This window comes from Mycobacterium malmoense (assembly GCF_019645855.1).
Lineage (GTDB): Bacteria > Actinomycetota > Actinomycetes > Mycobacteriales > Mycobacteriaceae > Mycobacterium > Mycobacterium malmoense.
This window is the reverse complement of sequence record NZ_CP080999.1, coordinates 2239745-2258904: the sequence shown is the minus strand read 5'-3', so window position 1 is coordinate 2258904 and position 19160 is coordinate 2239745. Positions and strand designations below refer to the sequence as shown.

Here is a 19160-nt window from a genome sequence, read left to right as displayed (position 1 = left end):
TCCGGTACCCGTTTTTCTGGACCATCGAGGAAGACGGTTTGTCTGCTGGGGCGGGGCGGCGCATCCACCAGCTGAGTCCAATTTGCGAGCTGAACACGTCGTGAGGCTACCAGCTGCAGAACGCTCATTTGGCTCATCGGGAAATGGTGTGCCGCCTTGAAGTCGGCAACCGTCGAAGAACTGCCCGATCGGTGAAGTCACGAAGCGGCGCGGAGCGACACCGGTAAACATTTGTGGCTTGCGGCCACTAAGTATTTTCGCATTGAATTAAACGGTGCCTGTGGGATTCAGTAGGTCCAAGCGGCCAGCACGACGAAGCTATATGCGCGAGAGTTTCACCCGCGCCCGGTCCGTAGGCGACGCGAAGGTGGCGCTCACCTCATCAGCTAGCAGTAGGTGCTAGCATTTCCCGATGGCGAGGATGATTACGGTCCGACTCTCGGACACCGCGTACGACGCCGTCAAACGCTACGCGGAGGCCGACCAGAAATCGATGAACTCCTGGATCGAGCACTTGCTCGATATGGAGGACATGCGGCGCCGCTGCCAAGCCCACGACCAGTGGCTGCAGGAACACCCTGATGTCGCCGCATTCAGTGAGGCATGGGCCGACCGGAATCTGAACGAGTTGACGAAGCGTTGAGATCGCCACGCCGGGGCGATATTTGGACGACGGACACCGGAATCGGCGTGCTTGTCATCTCTTCGACTGTTTACAACGAGATTGCCAGCGAACCGACCGTTATTGTCGTCCCGATATTCGACCACGACCCCGACACGGGCTTCGGAATAGAGCTGGGCGATGCCAAGTGGACGGCCCCCGGTCTGGTCACCAGCCTCCGCAAGTCTGCCCTGGACGAGTTCCACCGCGAAGCGGACATCCAGTCCCTCACCGATGTCAACAACATGCTTTTTAAGATCCTCGCCACGCCAGACAGGTAGCGGGCAACACTTACGTCACGGCGGGGCGAGTTGGCGGCTCACGTGCAAGCCGGCCCGCCGCCGTGACGCCCCGGCGAAATTCTGGTGCCGCCGGAATTACGGCGGCGACACCGCGCTCGATCGATGCCCTTCCTCAGACGATCTGGTAGCCGATTTCGGCGGCTGCCGCTTGCGCGAGGGACCAGACCAGCGGCTGCGTGAGGGGGCGGGAGAAGGCCGGCGTCGTGGGTATGGAGTCGGCTGCGGCGCTCCACAGAGCCACACTCAGCTGCCCCGTCATGGTGGAGGGCGCGTACAGGCCGTCCAGTTCAGGCCAGTTTGCGTAAATCGCGCCGGCCCAGCGGCGGCAGATGGATCGAGGTGCGGCGAGCAGTGCCGCCGAAGCGCCGTTGCGCAGCAGCCATGTCCCGGACAAGTCCAGCAGCCTGAGAGGCCTCGTCGGCTGCCACGCGGTGAGCCTCGGCGCACCGGCGCGTGTGTCGATGACCCGTGTTGTTTGGTAGACCTCAGCCAGGCTGGTGGCGACGTCAGTTGCGGCATACAGGACGCCATCGGGATGGGTAGCGGGTGATAAACCCGGATGCGGGTCCCACCGCATCGAAGCCAGTGGGCCGTAGGTGCGTAATTCGTTCCACGGCCGGACATATTCGCCTTTGCTGCGGTGGACTCGCCACAGTATGCCCGCGTAGTCGACGACGTCGTCTGGTTCTCTCGCGAGCCGGTTGGGCGGTGTCCGCGGGACTTTCGGTTTGGGCCGACTCACCAGCGAGTGAGATCCGATATGAACTGGGCAATCAGCGTGGGATCACCGCCGGCGGCGAGATGTTCGATCGGTGTGCGGTCGCCGAAATCTGGCTGCGGTATTTTCATGAACGCTTCGACGGCTGCCGGCGTTGCGTCGAGCGGTATCGCGGGCACGATTACATCCAGGCCGGGAAGCAACCGGCGGTCGAGGAACTGCCAGCGAGGGATACGGCGGCTGCCATGAATGTCGAACGCCCACAATGTTTTTCCTGTGATACGCCGGGACACGCGCGACCGGTCGATCTGCAGGACGGCGGCTGCTTCCTTGATGCTCATCGACCCAGAGAGGGTGTCGCCGAGCTCTCGCACCGCCAAGCCCGCGCGGGCCTGACGTTCCCGTTCGCCAGACCAGTTGTCGATCACCGCCGTCGCTGGGGGGCCGGCGTGCGCGCGAAGAAAATGCACTTCATCCGTTGACAGGGGCGCCGCGCCGGCGCCGGGAATTGTCGCGAACGCGGAGTCCAGCTGGTCCAGAACTTCTTGGCTCGTCATGTCAACCTGATGCCTTTCCAATAGCGCATCCAGCCTATGAACGCCCGAGCCACCCATAGCGCACATCGTAGCACGGCCGTGCGATTGCATGCGGCCCTGTGGCGGGAGTTCGCCGGGGCGTCACCTGTCTTTCAAGCGGCCGGCACGGCAAAGCAATACGCGCGAGAACCCACCGTCGCATTGCCGCCGAGTCCCTTCTGCCCCAGCTGTCACGGCGGCAGAGATTCACGTTCGGGGATTCTTCTTCCATTGGGCGTTGGCGGCCGCCACCGTAACCCCACTGCGAAACTCGCGCCGAGTTTTCGCAGTGGCGTTACGGTGGCGATGTCTGGTGTCTGGCACGGGCGAGTGTTGAACCGCAGCTGGACCACCGGCGCCGACGGTCGAGCCCCTTCTGCCCCAGCTGTCACGGCGGGAGAGACTGCATCCGATGTGCCCACCTACGAGCGACACGACATCGCCGGTTGATGGACGCCGACACGGGCGTGTGCCCTGGCGCGCAAGACAACAATTCTAACGTGCGCCCAGGCGTGGCTCGCCGCGCAAAGCGGCCAGGGCGAGTACGCCGCGACGAGCGCGCTTGGCCGGGTCGAGTTGATGAGAGTCGTTGCCCGACACGGGGAACCAGGCCAGGCTGAGCGTGCGCGCTACCTACTCGACGGGCTGGACATCCTCCCGCTCGCCAAACCAGTGATCGCTCTGGCCGAAACCATCGGCCCGCCCACCCTGCGTTCTCTCGACGCCATTCATCTTGCGGCCGCGGCCCAGATCAAGCGGGAACTCACGGCGTTCGTTGGACGGCTGCCACGAGGTCGGCATCGCAACCGCATCACCCGGCGCCGCAGTCGCGTAACCGTTCCGCCGACAAGACGGCCTGCACTTAGCCGGCAATCTGGCTCGGGCTGTTGTTGTCAACTGGGGTTTTCGGAGGCGCCGATGGTGGGCGGTGCATATCGGCTATTGTCGCGTCGGAATGCCTTACAGCAGTTGAACGTTGCGACGGCACCAAGCGTCGGGTTCGGGGCGCGGCTGCGCGTGGCGATGTGCCCGACGGCGTTCACCAGATATGCCTTGCCGACCCCAACAGCATCCAGCAGCGGAGCGCCCGCGGGCACCGCCGACCAACCGCAGGCCGGTCAGCTCGTGAACGCGGCTATCGGAGACACCACGGCCGCTACTCGGTCTCATCGATCTCTTCCCTCGCGCGAAGCGACGTCGACCACTTTCGCGTGCGCGGCTGTGCTTCGCCGAGCAGGGCACGCGCGACCCACTCGACGTGGTTCAGGGATTCTTCCAAAGTCACTCTTCCGGTGAGTAAGCCAATCAACGAACCAGTCAACGCGCCGCTGAGACCGAAATTGAGGTGCTGAAGATCTTCCGGCGCAACAACATCGACGAGGCGACTGAAAATCTTGGCGTTCGTGCACCTCATTTGGTCGACCGCCACCTTAGCCGCGAGATCGGTGGATATCGTCAACTGCAGCGCCAGCGCGATGATCTCGCGGTCGCTATTAAAGGCGCGCTGCGAACGCCGTAAGTAGCCAAGAACGCTGTGCACCGGATCCTGATCGGGCAGTTCGTCGGTGCCTAGGATGAGCCCTGCCACTCGTTTCTGCCAACCGTCCAGGGCCGCGGCCAAGAGATCCTCTTTGGAGTTGAAGTACTTATAGACCGTAGCCAGGGCCACCCCTGAGCGCTGGGCCACGTCTCGCATCTGCACCGCCTCGGCGCCGGCCTCGGCGATGAGGGCGATGACCGCGTCGACGATCTTGGCTTGCCGTTTCTGCTGACTGCTGCTCATCTTTGCAAACGGAACGACAGCGGATTTGTTCTGGTCGACCCGAGGACGCTCGCGCAGTGCACCGTGCGACGGCGGGGAGCCTGAATGCGACATGTTGACGATGCGACCTCCACCTCGGGGCCCGATGGCCAAGATCGGGAATGCGCTGAGCAGCATCTTCTTAGGTGTTCTTAAGTTAGAGGCAGATGATAAGGGATCCTGCAGCGGCGCATTCGCTGTTTGTAGGCGACGTCGGTGCCGCACGTCGCGAAACACCACTCATCAACCTCGCCTTCGTCGCGCGCAGGTGGTGGAGCTTCTATGCAGATAGACCGGCAGATGGCCACCGGTCAGTCAACTGCGTACCGCAGGTGAACGCGTTTCAATTGCTACCACTGCTACCACGCTGTAATTTCGCGTTGAAATACCTAAGTGACTTCAAGCATTTGCTGCTTCATCGTGCGCTAGCCGATTGCCAGCGATTTTTAAAGACAAAAAGATTGCGGAAGCTGGCACCGCTAAGCGGATCCTCAAACGTCGATCGAAAGCCACCAGCACTTAGATTCTTCTCAGGTAGGTTTCTGACTCATCGTCATAGTTGTCGTGACAGGAAGGCTCGCAGATGAAACGTAAGCAGCACAGCACGAGGCAGGATCGCCAGTCGCCCACCCCGACGACACGCCGCCGCGGCAGCGTGATTGGGTTGGGCACGGCGGCTGGGGCCTTTTTCACTGCTGCAATGACTCCGATGGCGACCGCGCCGACCGCCCACGCCGGCGTACTTGACATGATCATCGACCCGATCATCCAGCCCGTGATCTCGGCCGCCAGCACCGCCGCCCTCGAAGGCATTAACGCGGGCAGTGCTGCAATCGACGGCCTTGGCGCCGGCGCAGCTGCCTTCGGCGGCCTTCATTCAGCCGCCCTCGAAGGCATTACTAGCAGTATCAACACCAGCGCCGCCGCTCTCGATGTCGGCGGGTTTAGCACAGTCGCTCTCGATGGCATAAATACCGCTACGGGAACTCTCGATGCCCTTCATTCGGCCGCGCTCGAGAGCATTACTAACAGCATCAACACAAGCGCCGCCGCTGTGGAAGTCGGCGGCCTAGGTGCTGGTGTCCCTGCGGGGAATGTGACTCTGAATCAACTCGTTTATGGGGCATTCGAAACTTTCTATAACGGGATTCACTCGGCCGGCGAGGCATGGATCGCCAGCCCGACCGGTCAGCAACTGGATGGGGCGATCAATACGCCGTTCGTCGACTTGTTCGGCCGCGATCTGATCGGCAACGGTGTCGACAACTTCAGCGGCACCAACACGTCGTTGATCGGCAGCCTGGGCCTCAACGGCAGCCTCCACGATGGCGGGTTCTTGTTCGGCGATGGCGGAGCCGGCGCGGCCGGTACCGCCACTCACACCACCGGTTTCGCCGGCGGTGCCGCCGGCTTGATCGGCAACGGGGGTGTCGGTGGTGCCGGCGCCACCGCTACCGGTGCCGGTGGCTATATCGGCGGCCCCGGGGGTGCCGGCGGTTTCCTGTTCGGTAATGGGGGTGCTGGGGGTGGCGGCACTATCGGCACCATTTCCGGCGGTGCTGGGGGTGCCGGCGGTCCGGGCGGCCTTTTGTTCGGTGACGGGGGTCCGGGGGGTGCCGGCGGCACCGGCGCCCGCCTCGTCGCCGGTACTGGTGGCCCTGGTGGCGCCGGCGGTCAACTGGTCGGTAATGGCGGCAATGGCGGCGCCGGTGGCAGCCCTACCGCAGGCCACGGTGGTATTGGCGGCAATGGCGGGATCAGCGGATTACTGGCCGGCAACGGGGGCGATGGCGGCGATGGCGGCACCGGCACCTCCGTGGGCTTTGCTGGTAATGGCGGCCTTGCCGGGATCCTCGGCGCCGTCGGTGTGGCCGGTACCGGTGAGCCATTACCCTGATTGGCTTTGGCGGTAGCCGATGCGGCCGGTAACACAGGATGCGTCCTAAGTCAATAACGCAGTGGCTGTGATGGGGTCTTTGCGCGTCTCGCGTGCAAAGACCCCATCACTTTCTTGTCGGGAGTAGTAGCACTTCTTGTCGGGAGTAGTAGCACCCCATGCCCAGCCCAACCTGTGGCTCTGCCCGCGATATACGAACGTGACACCAATGCCTCGTGCGAAATGCGGCGGCCACCATAGGCATTGCGTCCAACCATATCGCGGACGTGTCGTACCTCAGGTGAGTATTTCCATGCCTCAGGCGAGGATCTCCACGATTCTTCGAAATGGCCCGGCAGAGTCAATCGCAGGCGAACAATTCAGCTGCCTCATCCGATGTCGATTGTCGACGGAGAAGTTGTTTGCTGATCTAGCCGCCCGCTCCGAGCCCGGATCTGCTACGTGGTCCGTTTCGGTCTTCATCGTTGTGAAGTCAACGCGAAGTAGCGGCGTCAACCAGCGAACCTCATTGGATAGGCATGCGCCAGCAGCGTAGTGTCGACCAGTCTTGTTGTTATCGTCCACATGATCAAACCGCCTTTCCAGCGCCGGTGCCACCTGGGGCGGTCCTCGTGGTTGAGTCGGCCTGGGTGCGGTGGCGGCCCCACGCCGCTCGGCGAACCCGCCGTGTCTGTTGCCACCCAACGCGCTCTCCACACCATCTGTCGTCAGGCATAGTTAGGCGACCCACGGGTTGAGGACCTTGACGCCTGGGCGCCGGTGTCGGACGATCGGGACCTTGGCGAAGGTTAAATAGTCCGGCTCAGTCCACCGTGCGTCCACCGGCCGGCATGGTGTCGTGTTGAGGTGTTGATGTGCCTTAAATTCCAGTGGTGCAGTTTCCATTACCAAGCGAATCAACCTGTGCCACAAAAGCTTCCCGAAAGCTCATGGTGTGTTTGGCCACGACGTGCCGAAAGTAGTTGCAGCTACATCCCCGACGTGAACACCAGCAGCGACGTGGCGAGTTCCCGATACTCAGGCCAATCCTTAATTTGATCAGAAGGGACCCGCCAACGAGCTTCGCCGGCGGATCCCCAAATTCCAGTACAACCCCCCAAAAAAGGACACGGTCGCCGCAACCTCCCACATGGAAAGTGTTGCGACGACCGTGTACGCCTAACGAACCCTCAGAGCAGCGATGTCAAGATATTGGCCGCCAATGTCCCGAGTTCGGTCGGCAACGTCCCGGCAATGCCTGTCGCGATCGACGGCAGCAAGCCGGAGAGATCGGCCGCGATGGATGGGGCTATGCCCGCGACGTCGATCGGCAGAGCGCCGACAGCCGCCGCCGCGTTTCCGAAGTCGGCCGGGGAAAGATAGTTGATGAGAGCAACGATATTGTCGACGATTTGGTTCGCCTGTGGCCAACCGTTGATCAATTGGTTCACGAATGCCCCCCACCCCGTGGCGAGACTGCCGCCTTCAGTGATGTTGGCCGCACCGGAAACCGGGATTGCCGCTGCCAGCTGTTGGGGGATGTAGTTCACCAAGACCGAAAGCAGACCACTATCTATATCTACGGAACCATTTTCGGGGCTGAGCAGACCCGTGGCCCCGCCGCCTGGCACTCCGTTGAGCAAATAGTCCACTGCCACACCCGGGGTATTGAGTACGTTGAGCACCCCGCCGGGGAAGTCCCCGGCGGCGAACGCATCGTAAGCAGGTTGAAGGCCAGCGCCCAGACCCTCAAAGAAAGACGGAATCGCCCCGACCTCTAGGGAGGCACCAAGAGCCGAGATGCCGCTGGTGAGTTGAGTACCGATGAGATTGCTAGTAGTGGTCGCGATATTCTGTGTGATATCTACCGGGATGTTCAGGGTCTGTTCCATCGGCTCAAAAATTTGTTGGATTGGGCCCTGAATCAGGGCGTAGCCGAGGTCCTCAAACGCGTTGATAAGGTCGCCCGTCTGGAAATCAGACAATATCGTCGTCATTAGCGGCCAAAAGGTGGTCGGCGTGCCGTGGACCGCCACTGACGTGTAGAAGTTGACGGCGCCATTCGCGGCAGCCTGGTACGCGCCGACGTAAAGGTTCGCGTACTCGATCCAGTTCGCGGCGACCTGTTGCGCGAGCACCGCGGGAATGTTGGCCCAGTCGGCGCCGATCGTCTGCAGGTTGGCGGCCGAGTTCGCGAAAACGTCGACCCAGGTTTGGAGCGGGTTGACGAAGTACGGATCGCTGCCCGCGGCGGCCGCCAGGGGGCTGAACAGGCTCCCCGGCACGTCGGCCGCCGAGGCTGCGCTAGCGAGGTTAGCGGCGCCGTTCGCCGCCCCTGAGAACAAGTCAGTGATGCTCTCCTCTGCGTTGGCGAGGCGCACCTCAGACGCCTGAATTTCAGGCAGGTGTTGGGCCACAGGGGGTGCGGCGATGATGCCGGCGCCGGCGAGGGCTACACCGGCGGTGAGGTAGGGGCGAGCTGCGAGCTGCACGACGTCTCCTTTGAAGATTGCCTATGCGGACGAGCCAAAACCTACCTGAGAGAAAGTTAAGTGCTGGCACTTTCGGCCAACATACGCCAATCCATCACAAGATTCGACACTCCGCAATCCGCCAATAGATCGAAAGATGCAGCTCGAACTAGGACTTTGTTACGGATGGCAAACCATGGCTCGCAGCCAAATATTTCATTGCGAAACAACCGTGACAACTACAACCAATAAGGTGTCCATTGGGGGTCACTAACTTTAGTTGCGCATCCCGCTAGTTCTCCGATCGTAAGCCGGTAGCTTTGATTTTGCTCTGCCAGGCGGTTGTGCTCTCGATTTCTCCTCGATGATTCACTTTGACTGAAATCGATGGCCTGCCAGGCACTTTTCTGGCGATCAGGATTCGAAGATCTCCAGGTGCTTGGCCGCGTAGCTGGGCTTTGATGAGGTGTGCGCGGACGCAACCCTGTGATGTTCGTGAGAAATTTCTCCGCGAATAGTTGATCCGGCGGTGGCTGTCGCCATCGCAATCATTTCTGGTCCAGGCCATCTGATTCAGGTTGACCTCGTGAATAAGCCGGCATAGGTCTGGGTGGCGGCCGCGGTCGCGTACAACCCTTCGGGCATAATGCTTGCGGTTACACCCCGCGCGTCTTTTTGTTCTGCAACCACGACCGAACAATCCTCGGAATCTGTGCCCCTCACCTGCTGGGTCGTTCGACTGGGCCTGGGCGCGAAAACCTGCGGCAGATCACCCATACGAGCCCAGCCGGTGGGAACCTCGGCAAGCAGATCTAGCACCAGAAAATCGAATAACGTCGGTTCGTGATGATCGACAAGGCGCCGGTTCAAGGTCAGGAGGAACACTCCAGAAACGCTTCTCAGCATTTTCGCTCCATCTCACCAATCTCGGGCAAATGTCGCGTTGGCGACTCGGGACCTGTCTCGTCCACGACGGAGGACGGTATCCAACCGAGTCGGCAGTCAAAAGTTGAAACAGCGTTAGTGTAAATAACAGTCGTAGATCCGCTAGTTGGACCCGGCATCCGCAACTTATTCCGCTGTGCGCTTTGTCCTGTTCGCAGAGTGTTATAGCCCCCACGTCAGAAGGCAGTAACGATGGAACATATTCTCCAAAGCAAAGTTACCCGTTGATAGCTCTTTGAGACACGTTCTAGAACGATAAGTCGGTAGCTAGTAATCGGTCCACTACCCGAAGGCTGCAGTTGAGCTACTGGAGTCTGGAATTTCTTTTTTAGTCATGTCTTCGCGTAATGTAACACGTTATTTCCGATTCTCGGTTCTCAAGGCGATCACACCAATGACCGAATGCAGGTTACGTTCAAAGCACACGGCAGCGCGACGCTCGCTTAATTTTATACGACCTGCAGACCATCGGGAACGCTCTGCGGATCACGCCAGAACGCGTCGTTGACAAAGCGGTTGAACAAGTCCGGCGGCAGCAGCGTGGCGCGCGGCTGGGCCTTGACCGTGCCCCGCACGGTGTGCAGCCCGGGCGTGCCGGCACGCTCATCGAATTCGGTGACGTCGTAATCGACGTGGTCGAAATCATGCTCGAAAACCGGCTCGCCGATAAACGCGTAGATGGCGTGCAGCGCTTTGACAGGGTCGGTACTCAGAGTTTCGTACTGAACCAGCAACAAGCGCTCCCGTTGCGCGCCGTAGCACGCCTGCTTGAGCGCATCGTAGGGACCGCCGACCATCCCATCCGGTGCCACCACCCCATTGGCGCGGGTATAGACCGTGCCGCCGGGCTCGTAGTTGAAAATCGACGACGGGCTAAAGACGTTGCGCTGCACCAAGCGTTCGATGCTGTCGATCACCCAGGGCAATTCGCGCACGCAGGCAATCACTTTCGACTCGGGGAACAGCCGCGCAATCGCCGGCATCCACGCACACCAGGCGCGGCTGGTATCGAAGATCACCTCGGCGGGACACTCGGCATAAAAATTGTCGAACAACCCATGCAGGATACGCTCACGCTTGGCGTCATCGATGAACACCGAAAACTCGTTGCGGGCGCTCATCTGGCCCAGCAGGGCACCGAACAGACCAGCCAGCGGACCCGACATCCCGGCCTCGAAACGGGGGTTTTGTCGCAGCAAGGCGGCCAGCAGAGTCGAGCCGGAGCGCGGCAGACCCGAGATGAAGTGCATGGACGCCATGGTGCACTACCTCCTTAACGCATCCGCCGCGCGGAAGTCAACATGAAGAGCATTGCACCGCAACGCATTACATTATCCGCCGGCTGGTGAGCGGGGCATGATCTTGGCGGGCATCTTGCCGGCGATGCCGCCGAGGCCGCGTCCGCTCAGCGCTCCCATGAGTGCTTGGGCAAACGGGCTTTGGGGCATGGCCGAGGCCTGCGCCATCGCCGGGGTGGCCACGCTGGTTTCCGGCAGCACCGGCGCGGCCCGACTCATCCCCACTCCCTGCGCCGCCGTCGACCAACCCGGCGGAATCGAGAGCCCCCCAATCTTGCTGGCATGCGCCAACTGCGCCGAAATCGAGCCGCCCCACGACTTGAGCTGATTGGTCACCCCACCCACGACGAGCTGCATCTTGCCGTCAATGAACTGACCAATACTTTCCAGCAGGCTGTTGCTGCTGCCGGTCAATCCCACCCCCGAGGAACTGGCCGAATTGCCCATGCTCATAAACATCCGCGCCGGCGTGCTGCCCATCATCACCCCGTAGTAGGCAGCCTCAATGGAATAGATCGACGACTGGCTCAACCCGGTCCCATTCACCAACGAACTCAGGCCCGTGACGTTCAACAGTTCGGCAACCGGAGGCGCCACGGTCAACGCCCCCAACGCCCCCTGCACCTGGGTACCTAGCGTGGTCAACGCCGCCAGCACACTGGCCCCATCGGTGATACTCCCCGCCGACGTCATCGCGTTCGTGATCGTCGGCGGGATGCTTAGCGTCGGCACCTGCACCGCGGCTTGCGCCGAGACGGCATAGCCGTTCATCGCCGCCACATCCTGGGCCCACATCTCCGCGTACTGGGCCTCCAGGGCCGCGATCGCCGGACTGTTTTGACCCAAAATATTCGTCGCCGTCAGCGCCATCACCAACGCCCGATTGATGGCGATCTCTGCCGGGGGCACCGTCATGGCAAACGCCGCCTCGTAGGCGCCCACTGCCGCGTTGGCCTGCGCACCCGCCTCGGCCGCTGCCGCCGCCGTCGTGCTCATCCACGACACATAGGGAACGGCCGCCGAAGCCATCGCCATCGCCGAGGGTCCCGACCATCCACTACTCAAATTCGCGATCACCGACTGATACGACGCCGCCGTGGAATACAAATCCGTCGCCAACCCATCCCAGGCCGCCGCCGCCTCCACCAACGGCCCCGAACCCGGGCCCGCATACATCAACCCCGAATTAATCTCCGGAGGAAAAAACGAAAAAAACACCGCGACCCCCTTAGCTAGCCACAGCTGTGTTAGCTGCTTCAATCAGCGCCGCATACGACACGCTCAACAATTCCGGTCGTGTGATCACTACGGACACGCCCCGCCTCCTTCAACACAGCCACCAAGCTCCCCGCTCGGCGGGCATTAGTTAATTTCCCTGGTGCAGAACACGTTTCACACTCGATAGACGTCGGTGCGTTTTGCCTTCGACTGGGCTGGCCATGCCGTCATCGAAACGGTCGACAACGCAACCGAACTCGAGAGCTACCTAGGCGTGTTCGACAATCGCGGCAGCCGACTCGCGGCCACCGCTACCCGTTGGTCTCTAATGCCCGGTAGTTAAGGGATCGACTCTGTGGTCAAGGCGACATGCGAAGCATGTGTGATGATTGCGAGCCATATTTTTTTCCGTCTCCTCCGACATCATCCCGGATCGGGATTGACCGGGATTGAATTGACGTGTGTCCGCACAGTACCGAAGACGTCACCACCAAATGACGCGTTCCGAGTTAAAAGACCAAGCTAGGGAACCCCTCTGGTTGCCGGCAATGCACTCCTCGATGAGAAGCGCTGGTCATCGACCATGCCTCGCTTATAGGGCAAATACTTACGACAGCTAGATTGTTTCAAGTTGAAAATATTCGATGGCAATGGCGTGGCGAGTTCTTTGGCCAAGTTTGACTGCACCGCAACGGGATTCATCCGTTGGTGACCGACATCGGCTTCCCCCGAAATCATGGAGGCGTCCCTTTATACGCACAAGACCGCCGCCAGCAGATATGCACCTAGGTCCAGGCCTGGGCGCCACCCACTCTCGTCGGCCCACGCTGTCAGCATAACCAAAAGCGTATTCAGGCCAACTCACGTTAAGGCGTCGATTGGCTGGCCGGTGATATTGGCGATCAAGTCGAAGTCTTTGTCCGCCACCAGAACCCGCAGCCCGGCCTTCTCGGCGGTGGCGGCGACGAGCAAGTCGGGGATCGACGGCGCGCGGTGCTGGCCCCGGTCGGCCAGAAGCATCTGAACCTCTAGCGCTCGGTCCTCGATGGCAGGCGTCAAGTATTCCACCGGCATCAGGGACAAGGGCGGCGAGGCGAACTGGCGTCGCCCAGCATGACCGTTGCGGGCCGAGTACCCGAGCTCGAGCCGGGTGATCGTGGACAGGTGAACCAAGCCACGTCCAATGCGGGCGTTCCACTGGTCGACGTTGGATGCCTGGCCGAGCTGAAGACGTGCGTACGCGGACTTGTCGATCAGCCAGCGTGTCACCGCCACGCGGCCGCCATGACATCAGGATCGGCGAGATCGGCGAACGTCTCGGCGGACCGTTGCCAGTCTTCGGCGGTGACTGTCTTTTTGACCGGCTGGACGGCCGCTCGCTCAAACGTGCGCCGCAAGTATTCATTACGTGACAGTCCGAGAGCTGCCGCGGCGGCATCGATATTTTCGACGGCCTCCTCGGACAGGCCTCGGATCAAGACGTCCGGCATGCTGCTCACCTCAACACATTGGCTTGATATCAAGATATCAGATGCAGGCTTCCCGGCCGTGCTGACCTCTGATATGTGCCGATGGGCGGTCCGTAAGTTCGTCGGCGATCAGGCTCTCTGAAGCCATACTCGCAGCGGCCGAAACTTCCTCATGACGAATCATCGATGTGATAGCACGCACGCTATCAAATACTCAGGCGACGTCATTAGCCCATGCGGCGCAACGTGTTTGGTTATCCGCCGAGGGGTGAGCGGGGCATGAATTTGATGGGTGGCATTTTGGTGGCGATGCCCGCGGGGTTGTGTTCGCCGCCCAGAGCCCCGGCCAGGGCTTGGGCTAGTGGGCTGGTTTGCATCCCAGCCACAGCTTGAGACAGCGGCACGCTGCTCACACTGTTAGACGGCAACAACGGCGCGGCCCGGCTCAGCTCACCGAGCCCGCCCGCGGCATTCGACCAACCCGGCGGAATCGAAAGCCCACCCAGCTGGGTGGCGCTGGCCAACTTCGCCGAGATCGAGGACCCGAACGTACTGAGCTGATTGCTGATCCCCCCCACCACCAGCTTCATCTTGTCATCCACAAAATTACCGATCGTGGTCAACAACTCCTCCGGCCCCGAGGACACCAACCCCGCCCCACCGTTTTGACCCATCGAACTCATCTGCATCAACATCTGCGCCGGATACATCGCAAACTGCGCCACCACCGCAGCCTGCTGCAAACTACTCGTCGAACTCACACTGCTCAACGCGGTCGTGCCCAACGACCCCAACCCCAACTGACTAAGCACCCCCGCCAACGGACCCGAAGTCGTCAACGCCCCCAACGCCCCATTAACCGTCGTACCCAAACCCGTCAACCCCGCCAAAATGCTGGACCCGTCGGTGATCCCGGCCGCCGGCGCCCCCACCACCGCATTCACCGCCGCCGTGGTAGTGGTGGCCGGCGGTGTACTAAACCCCTGCACCTGCACCGCACTCGTGGCCGCGGCGGCATAACCATTCATCGCCGCCACATCCTGGGCCCACATCTCCACGTATTCAGCCTCGGTGGCCGCGATCGCCGGAGTGTTCTGCCCAAAAATATTGCTCGCCACCAACCCCGCCAACAACACCCGATTCCCCGCCACCACCACCGGGGGCACCGTCATCGCAAACGCCGCCTCATAGGCCGCCGTCGCCGCCTTCACCTGCACACCAGCCTGCACCGCCTGAGCCGCCGTCGCACTCATCCACGACACATACGGCGCGGCCGCCGAAACCATCGCCGCCGCCGACGGACCCGACCACCCCCCACTTAACCCCGCAAGCACCGACTGATAGGACCCCGCCGTCGCATACAAATCCGTGGCCAACCCCTCCCACGCCGCCGCCGCAGCCACCAACGGCCCCGACCCCGGACCCGTATACATCAACCCCGAATTCACCTCAGGAGGAAAAAACGCGAAAAACATCCCGACCCCACCCCCCTAACTGGCCGCAGCAATATTAGCCACCTCAGTCACCGCATACGCCGTACCCCCACCCGCCAACGCACTAACAAACGCCTCATGAATCTGCGTCGCCATCAACGCCACCGTCTGATACGCCAACCCATGCGCAGCAAACTGCGTCGCCACCAACCCCGACACCTGATCCGCCGCCGGCGCCACCACCTGCGTCGTCGGCCCCGCCACCACCCCATTCTGCGCCGCCATCGACGCACCAATACTCGACAAACTATCCGCCGCAGCGACCAACAATTCCGGTTGCGTTGTCACAAAGGACACGCCCCCACCTCCTTCTTACCGCCGCCGAACTCCCTGCCCGGCGGATTCATTCAGTTTGCCTGCTGGAGAACGCGTCTCACGTCCAAATGTCCGGCGCTTTGGGCTCCGGCTATTACGTTTCCTAATCTCGCTGCCATCGGGTTGGCCCGCGGCACAACCGAGTTCGACGGCCGGCGCGACTGTCTCGGCGTCTGCGCCCGCGGCGGGCAGCCGACGCGCCGGCGGCCTTCCGGCAGCCGCGGGCGTGCCGAACGCCGCCCGTCGTCGCCAGCTAGCCTTCCGACCAGAAGAACCAACAGCAGCACCCTAGGTGTCACCCACAGGGCGGGACACTCACCGGAATCGGAGCCTTCGATCATGGTGCTACCCAATGCATCGAATGGAGTGCCCGGACCCGCGATGAGTTGTACTGCGCAAAGGATTGGAGGCATTTCGCCAACACGACGATGCCGACGCGACGCCGCCCTGTCCCGACCACCCCGACGGTGGGTCGATGACAAAAAGCTTGCCGCATTTCCATCCCCTCCAACACCTCCCACCTCGGATAACCTCATCCGTTGTCGGCACAGTATCGAAGACATCGCCGCCGAATGACACGTTCTGGCTCAAAAGACCAAGCCGCGTAACGTTTCCCGTGCCTGGCAACGCACTCATGGATAAGATCCGCTGATCATGGCGTTCGTCACCTGCGGTTAGCAAATGTTTATTACGGCTAGATTGCTTCAAGGTGAAAATATCTGTTTGCAATACGGTGGCGAGTTCTTTGGCCAAGTATCGTTACACCGCAATAGGATTCATGCGCCGGTTGGCCAGCGTGACACGGTACACCCCGGTGTGACGAGAATTGCCGATTTTGCCTTCTTCGCGCCGTTCGTCGCTTACCATCAGCATTCATGAACGGCCTCATCGGCGGCCGGACCGCCGGCGATATTCCTGGGTTGGATATAGCCGAACAGAAGTCTTGGCAGAACTTCCTTTCGGCCGCCATACGCGTGTATGCCGTGCTGAACGGAAGGCTGGTCGAGGCCCACCGGTTATCACTCGGCGACGTGCGTTTACTGCATATATTGAGCAACTCGCCCAACGGCAGTGCCCGCATGGGTGATCTCGCTGCCGCGCTTCCCTCTCCCCCGACGCGGGTTACCAGGAAAATCCGTCGCCTTGAAAGCCAGGAGCTGGTGCGACGTGGTGTGAGCCCGAATGACCGGCGCGGTGTAATAGCGACCATCACCGACCAGGGGCAAATGTTGGTGGAGCAAGCGATGGTGACCTATGCCAACGAAGTCCGAAAGATTTTCCTCGCCCCGTTGTCGCAGGCGCGAATCACTGCCATGGAAAGCAAGTGCCGCCGGATCGCCGGGGCGCTGAAAGATGCTGAAGCGTCGACCAACCTTGTCGACTTGCGCGCCCGACGCCCTCGACACCCAGGTCCGCTACGCGGGCCAGGCATGTGATCACACGTTGCGTCTGAGTGCCCCCGAAAACGGTGGCCTCGGAAACATAATCTGGCGCAACTGACCGGCTCGCTTTATCCACAGCCCGAAGATCGGAGCCGGATTGTAGCTACCTGCTGCCAGCTAAGCTACATCAAGTGACAAGCCATCCCCCGGTGACTCGGAGCCCGCGCCGTTGACCCACAGATGGCCTTCGATGCGTGGTAAAGCATTGGAGCGAATTATCCAGAAACACTGCGGTACCCCGCTCAGGCGGGATGGGTCACACCGCCGGTACCAAGGGCGTACCAGGCAATTTACATTCGCATACCATGATCGTGATGACATTCACGGCAACGCCGTCCGCCGGATCCTGATCCAAGGAGTCGGCCTCAGTGAAGACGAAGCACGACGAGAGGTGAGTTGATGGCAGCAGCACCCGCACAGACAGCCATCTACCGCTTCGATGAGGCGCACGAACCAAGATGGCAGTTCCACTCGATGCCAGAAAGCATCGTTGGGGGCGGCAAGACACTCGATGAAGCACGTGAACAGTATCGCGACGCTCTTCGCTTCTCACTCGGTACGGATCGATTGCCCAAGATTCGCGAATACGTCGAAGAGGAGGCTCATCTCGGCATTTGGGTGCGCACACCGATGACAGCTCCAGGACGAGAGCATGCATTCGAAGAGATCGCCAGGCAGATCTCTTTTTACCCACGTGAAGATCTCGAATGGTTCTATAGCAATCCGAGTGCCGGCGGCGATGCCGTCGTAATCCCTGGCGCCCCCGATGATTCGCTGGACACCATCTTTAACCAGATGACCCCGTTCGATTCATTGATCGTCGTCATGGGACTTGGGGACGGCGGGCCGAAACCGAAGCAACTGATGTGGCTTGTCATCGCGGGTTCGGAAGCATCTGCAGATCCCCGCCGGCCCCCCGTCGGCCTGACGAAGTTCGGACTAACGCCAGGTTCGTCGCTGCGTGATGTATTCGCTGCTGTGCTTCGTCAACTCCCAGCTCAATCGGAATCGTCGAACAAGCTTCCCCCGTTGCTCGCGCCGGCGTCTTGAACGCCGATTTGCGCCGGCGTCTTGCGTCAGAGCGTGCGGCAAACTCGACGCCGCCACGGCAGGACGACCAGCGAAGTGTCTTTGTCAGCGAAGACCGGTAGGCTCATCCGTCATGGACGCCGCGGATCTCGAACCACGCGTCGCTGCACTCGAACGCCAGGTGCGCGACCTGGCCGGGCGAGTACAGGCCAGTGAACAGGACGCCGCAGCGGCTCGGGTGCTCGCAGGAGCCGCCGACCGCGACGTCAGCGAATTCCGCGGTGAATTCCGCGATTTCCGCCAGGCCACAGCGGCAAGTTTCAACGCGCTTCGCCAGGACTTCGTCGACCTCCGCCAGGATTTCGGCGACCTCCGCGACCATGTCGACCAAGGATTCACCGAGATGCGCGGCAAATTCGATGCCACCGCAGCAGGACAACAGCAAATCGTCGACCTTCTTCAGACGATCATCACTGATGAAGAACGGAACGGAACCGCCGAGTAAGCTCCCAGCGGGCGGCGTTGAGAGCCGCCGCAGAGGTTTGACACACGGCCACCTGCCGCGGACCAAATCAGCGGCGCGCGATCACACGCTTTCTCAGCCGACCTGGACCGACTTGATCGTGACGCTGGTGGCCGGCGCGCCGTCGTCACCACCGCCGGCAACGCCCGCCTTGGCGATCTTGTCCAGCGTGGCCAGCCCGTCGGCCTGGATGGTGCCGAACACCGTGTATTCCGGTGGCAGCTGGGAGTCCTTGTAGACGAGGAAGAACTGGCTGCCGTTGGTGTCCGGCCCGGTGTTGGCCATGGCCAGGGTGCCGCGCGGGTAGACGACGGGCTGATGCGCCTTGGGGTCGTCGGGCTTGTATTGGTCGGTCGGGTACTCGTTGGTGAACTGATAACCCGGGCCGCCGGTGCCGTCGCCTTTGGGGTCGCCGCACTGCAGCACACCGAGCTTGGGTGAGGTGGTCAACCGGTGGCAGTGGGTGTCGTCGAAAAACTTCTGTTTGGCCAGGCTGGTGAAGCTGTTGACCGTGCAAGGTGATTCGTTGTTGGCCAACCGCAGCCCGATGGGCCCCTGGTCGGTAACGATGCTGGCGCTCGTCTGGGCCGGGTCGGTGGACACCTTGCCCGACTTCGGCGGGTCGACCGGTTTGCCGGCCGGCTCCGGCGAGGGCGGGTATTGACAGTCGGCGCCCACGTTGGACGACGGCGTGAACGGCGGCAGCGGCGATATCCCCCCGTGGGAAGGGGCGACGCTGCTCGTGGCCGCCGACGTCGCGTTGTGCTTGTTGTCGTGATTGGCGAGGTAGATGCTCGTCGCTATCGCGGCTATCGCGACCACCGCCCCGACCGACGAACCGATGACGGTCAGGATCCGGCGACGACGGGCCTGCTGAGCTTGGTGCTCCAGGTGTTCTTGCAGCTTGCGCCTGGCCGTCTCACGTCGCTCTTGGTTGGTCGTCACCCGCCGGTATCCCTCCGTGGTCGTTCCGCAAACTTGGACAGGGGCACCCTCCTTGGAAGGCTGCCGCTAGCTCGCCAGC

17 protein-coding genes and 2 pseudogenes are annotated in these 19160 nt (G+C 61.6%); 7 read left to right on the top strand and 12 right to left on the bottom strand.

Annotation, left to right across the window (positions count from 1 at the left end):
* The first annotated feature begins 412 nt into the window (after positions 1-412).
* Positions 413-643 (top strand): hypothetical protein, encoded by a 231-nt coding sequence (locus K3U93_RS10605; protein ID WP_083011666.1) that lies wholly within the window; start codon positions 413-415, stop codon positions 641-643.
* Between the two features lie 47 nt (positions 644-690).
* Complete coding sequence (locus K3U93_RS10600) at positions 691-942, top strand: MazF family transcriptional regulator (protein ID WP_230981631.1); 252 nt, start codon at positions 691-693, stop codon at positions 940-942.
* Positions 943-1075: 133 nt separating this feature from the next.
* Here the strand turns inward: K3U93_RS10600 and K3U93_RS10595 are convergent, their stop codons facing one another.
* On the bottom strand, positions 1076-1705 hold the full coding sequence (locus tag K3U93_RS10595; protein ID WP_083011661.1) for an RES family NAD+ phosphorylase: 630 nt from the start codon (positions 1703-1705) through the stop codon (positions 1076-1078).
* Positions 1702-2295, bottom strand: a complete 594-nt coding sequence (locus tag K3U93_RS10590) for a helix-turn-helix domain-containing protein (RefSeq protein WP_071510044.1) — start codon at positions 2293-2295, stop codon at positions 1702-1704. The genes K3U93_RS10595 and K3U93_RS10590 overlap by 4 nt, the downstream gene beginning before the upstream one ends.
* A gap of 435 nt (positions 2296-2730) precedes the next feature.
* On the opposite strand from K3U93_RS10590, the pseudogene K3U93_RS10585 reads away from it, so the two are divergent.
* Positions 2731-3091: pseudogene (locus K3U93_RS10585) on the top strand (PIN domain-containing protein).
* A gap of 321 nt (positions 3092-3412) precedes the next feature.
* Here the strand turns inward: K3U93_RS10585 and K3U93_RS10580 are convergent.
* Complete coding sequence (locus K3U93_RS10580; protein WP_230981630.1) at positions 3413-4297, bottom strand: TetR/AcrR family transcriptional regulator; 885 nt, start codon at positions 4295-4297, stop codon at positions 3413-3415.
* A 1171-nt stretch (positions 4298-5468) separates the two neighbouring features.
* Between K3U93_RS10580 and K3U93_RS25650 the strand changes: the two are divergent.
* Positions 5469-5939, top strand: a pseudogene (locus K3U93_RS25650) (PE family protein); the annotation flags it as partial.
* Between the two features lie 1184 nt (positions 5940-7123).
* On the opposite strand, the gene K3U93_RS10570 reads toward K3U93_RS25650, so the two are convergent.
* From K3U93_RS10570 to K3U93_RS10535, 8 genes are all read right to left on the bottom strand, one after another.
* A complete protein-coding gene (locus tag K3U93_RS10570) occupies positions 7124-8425 on the bottom strand; it encodes a hypothetical protein (RefSeq protein WP_083011651.1) in 1302 nt (433 codons plus the stop codon).
* 552 nt (positions 8426-8977) lie between these two features.
* A complete protein-coding gene (locus K3U93_RS10565) occupies positions 8978-9310 on the bottom strand; it encodes a hypothetical protein (RefSeq protein ID WP_139797137.1) in 333 nt (110 codons plus the stop codon).
* Between the two features lie 488 nt (positions 9311-9798).
* On the bottom strand, positions 9799-10599 hold the full coding sequence (locus tag K3U93_RS10560) for a sulfotransferase family protein (RefSeq protein ID WP_230981670.1): 801 nt from the start codon (positions 10597-10599) through the stop codon (positions 9799-9801).
* A gap of 81 nt (positions 10600-10680) precedes the next feature.
* The gene (locus tag K3U93_RS25370) at positions 10681-11865 is read right to left on the bottom strand and encodes a PPE family protein (RefSeq protein ID WP_176220041.1); all 1185 of its coding nucleotides are present in this window, start codon (positions 11863-11865) and stop codon (positions 10681-10683) included.
* Positions 11866-12726: 861 nt separating this feature from the next.
* Positions 12727-13140, bottom strand: a complete 414-nt coding sequence (locus tag K3U93_RS10550) for a PIN domain nuclease (protein ID WP_083011642.1) — start codon at positions 13138-13140, stop codon at positions 12727-12729.
* Positions 13131-13355 (bottom strand): type II toxin-antitoxin system VapB family antitoxin, encoded by a 225-nt coding sequence (gene vapB, locus K3U93_RS10545; protein WP_071510089.1) that lies wholly within the window; start codon positions 13353-13355, stop codon positions 13131-13133. The genes K3U93_RS10550 and vapB overlap by 10 nt, the downstream gene beginning before the upstream one ends.
* Before the next feature lie 233 nt (positions 13356-13588).
* A complete protein-coding gene (locus tag K3U93_RS10540; protein WP_434084834.1) occupies positions 13589-14809 on the bottom strand; it encodes a PPE family protein in 1221 nt (406 codons plus the stop codon).
* A gap of 15 nt (positions 14810-14824) precedes the next feature.
* The gene (locus K3U93_RS10535) at positions 14825-15124 is read right to left on the bottom strand and encodes a PE family protein (RefSeq protein WP_220688608.1); all 300 of its coding nucleotides are present in this window, start codon (positions 15122-15124) and stop codon (positions 14825-14827) included.
* Positions 15125-16017: 893 nt separating this feature from the next.
* On the opposite strand from K3U93_RS10535, the gene K3U93_RS10530 reads away from it, so the two are divergent.
* The 3 genes from K3U93_RS10530 (at position 16018) to K3U93_RS10520 (ending at position 18118) form a co-directional block, all read left to right on the top strand.
* A complete protein-coding gene (locus K3U93_RS10530) occupies positions 16018-16578 on the top strand; it encodes a MarR family winged helix-turn-helix transcriptional regulator (protein WP_071513463.1) in 561 nt (186 codons plus the stop codon).
* A gap of 405 nt (positions 16579-16983) precedes the next feature.
* On the top strand, positions 16984-17634 hold the full coding sequence (locus tag K3U93_RS10525) for a hypothetical protein (RefSeq protein WP_139797002.1): 651 nt from the start codon (positions 16984-16986) through the stop codon (positions 17632-17634).
* Between the two features lie 112 nt (positions 17635-17746).
* Positions 17747-18118 carry a hypothetical protein gene (locus K3U93_RS10520; protein WP_083010903.1) on the top strand — a complete coding sequence of 124 codons (372 nt, stop codon included), beginning with the start codon at positions 17747-17749 and terminating at the stop codon, positions 18116-18118.
* 93 nt (positions 18119-18211) lie between these two features.
* Here the strand turns inward: K3U93_RS10520 and K3U93_RS10515 are convergent, their stop codons facing one another.
* Positions 18212-19081: a peptidylprolyl isomerase gene (locus tag K3U93_RS10515; RefSeq protein ID WP_083010902.1), complete on the bottom strand. Its 870-nt coding sequence runs from the start codon at positions 19079-19081 to the stop codon at positions 18212-18214.
* Positions 19082-19160: the final 79 nt, after the last annotated feature.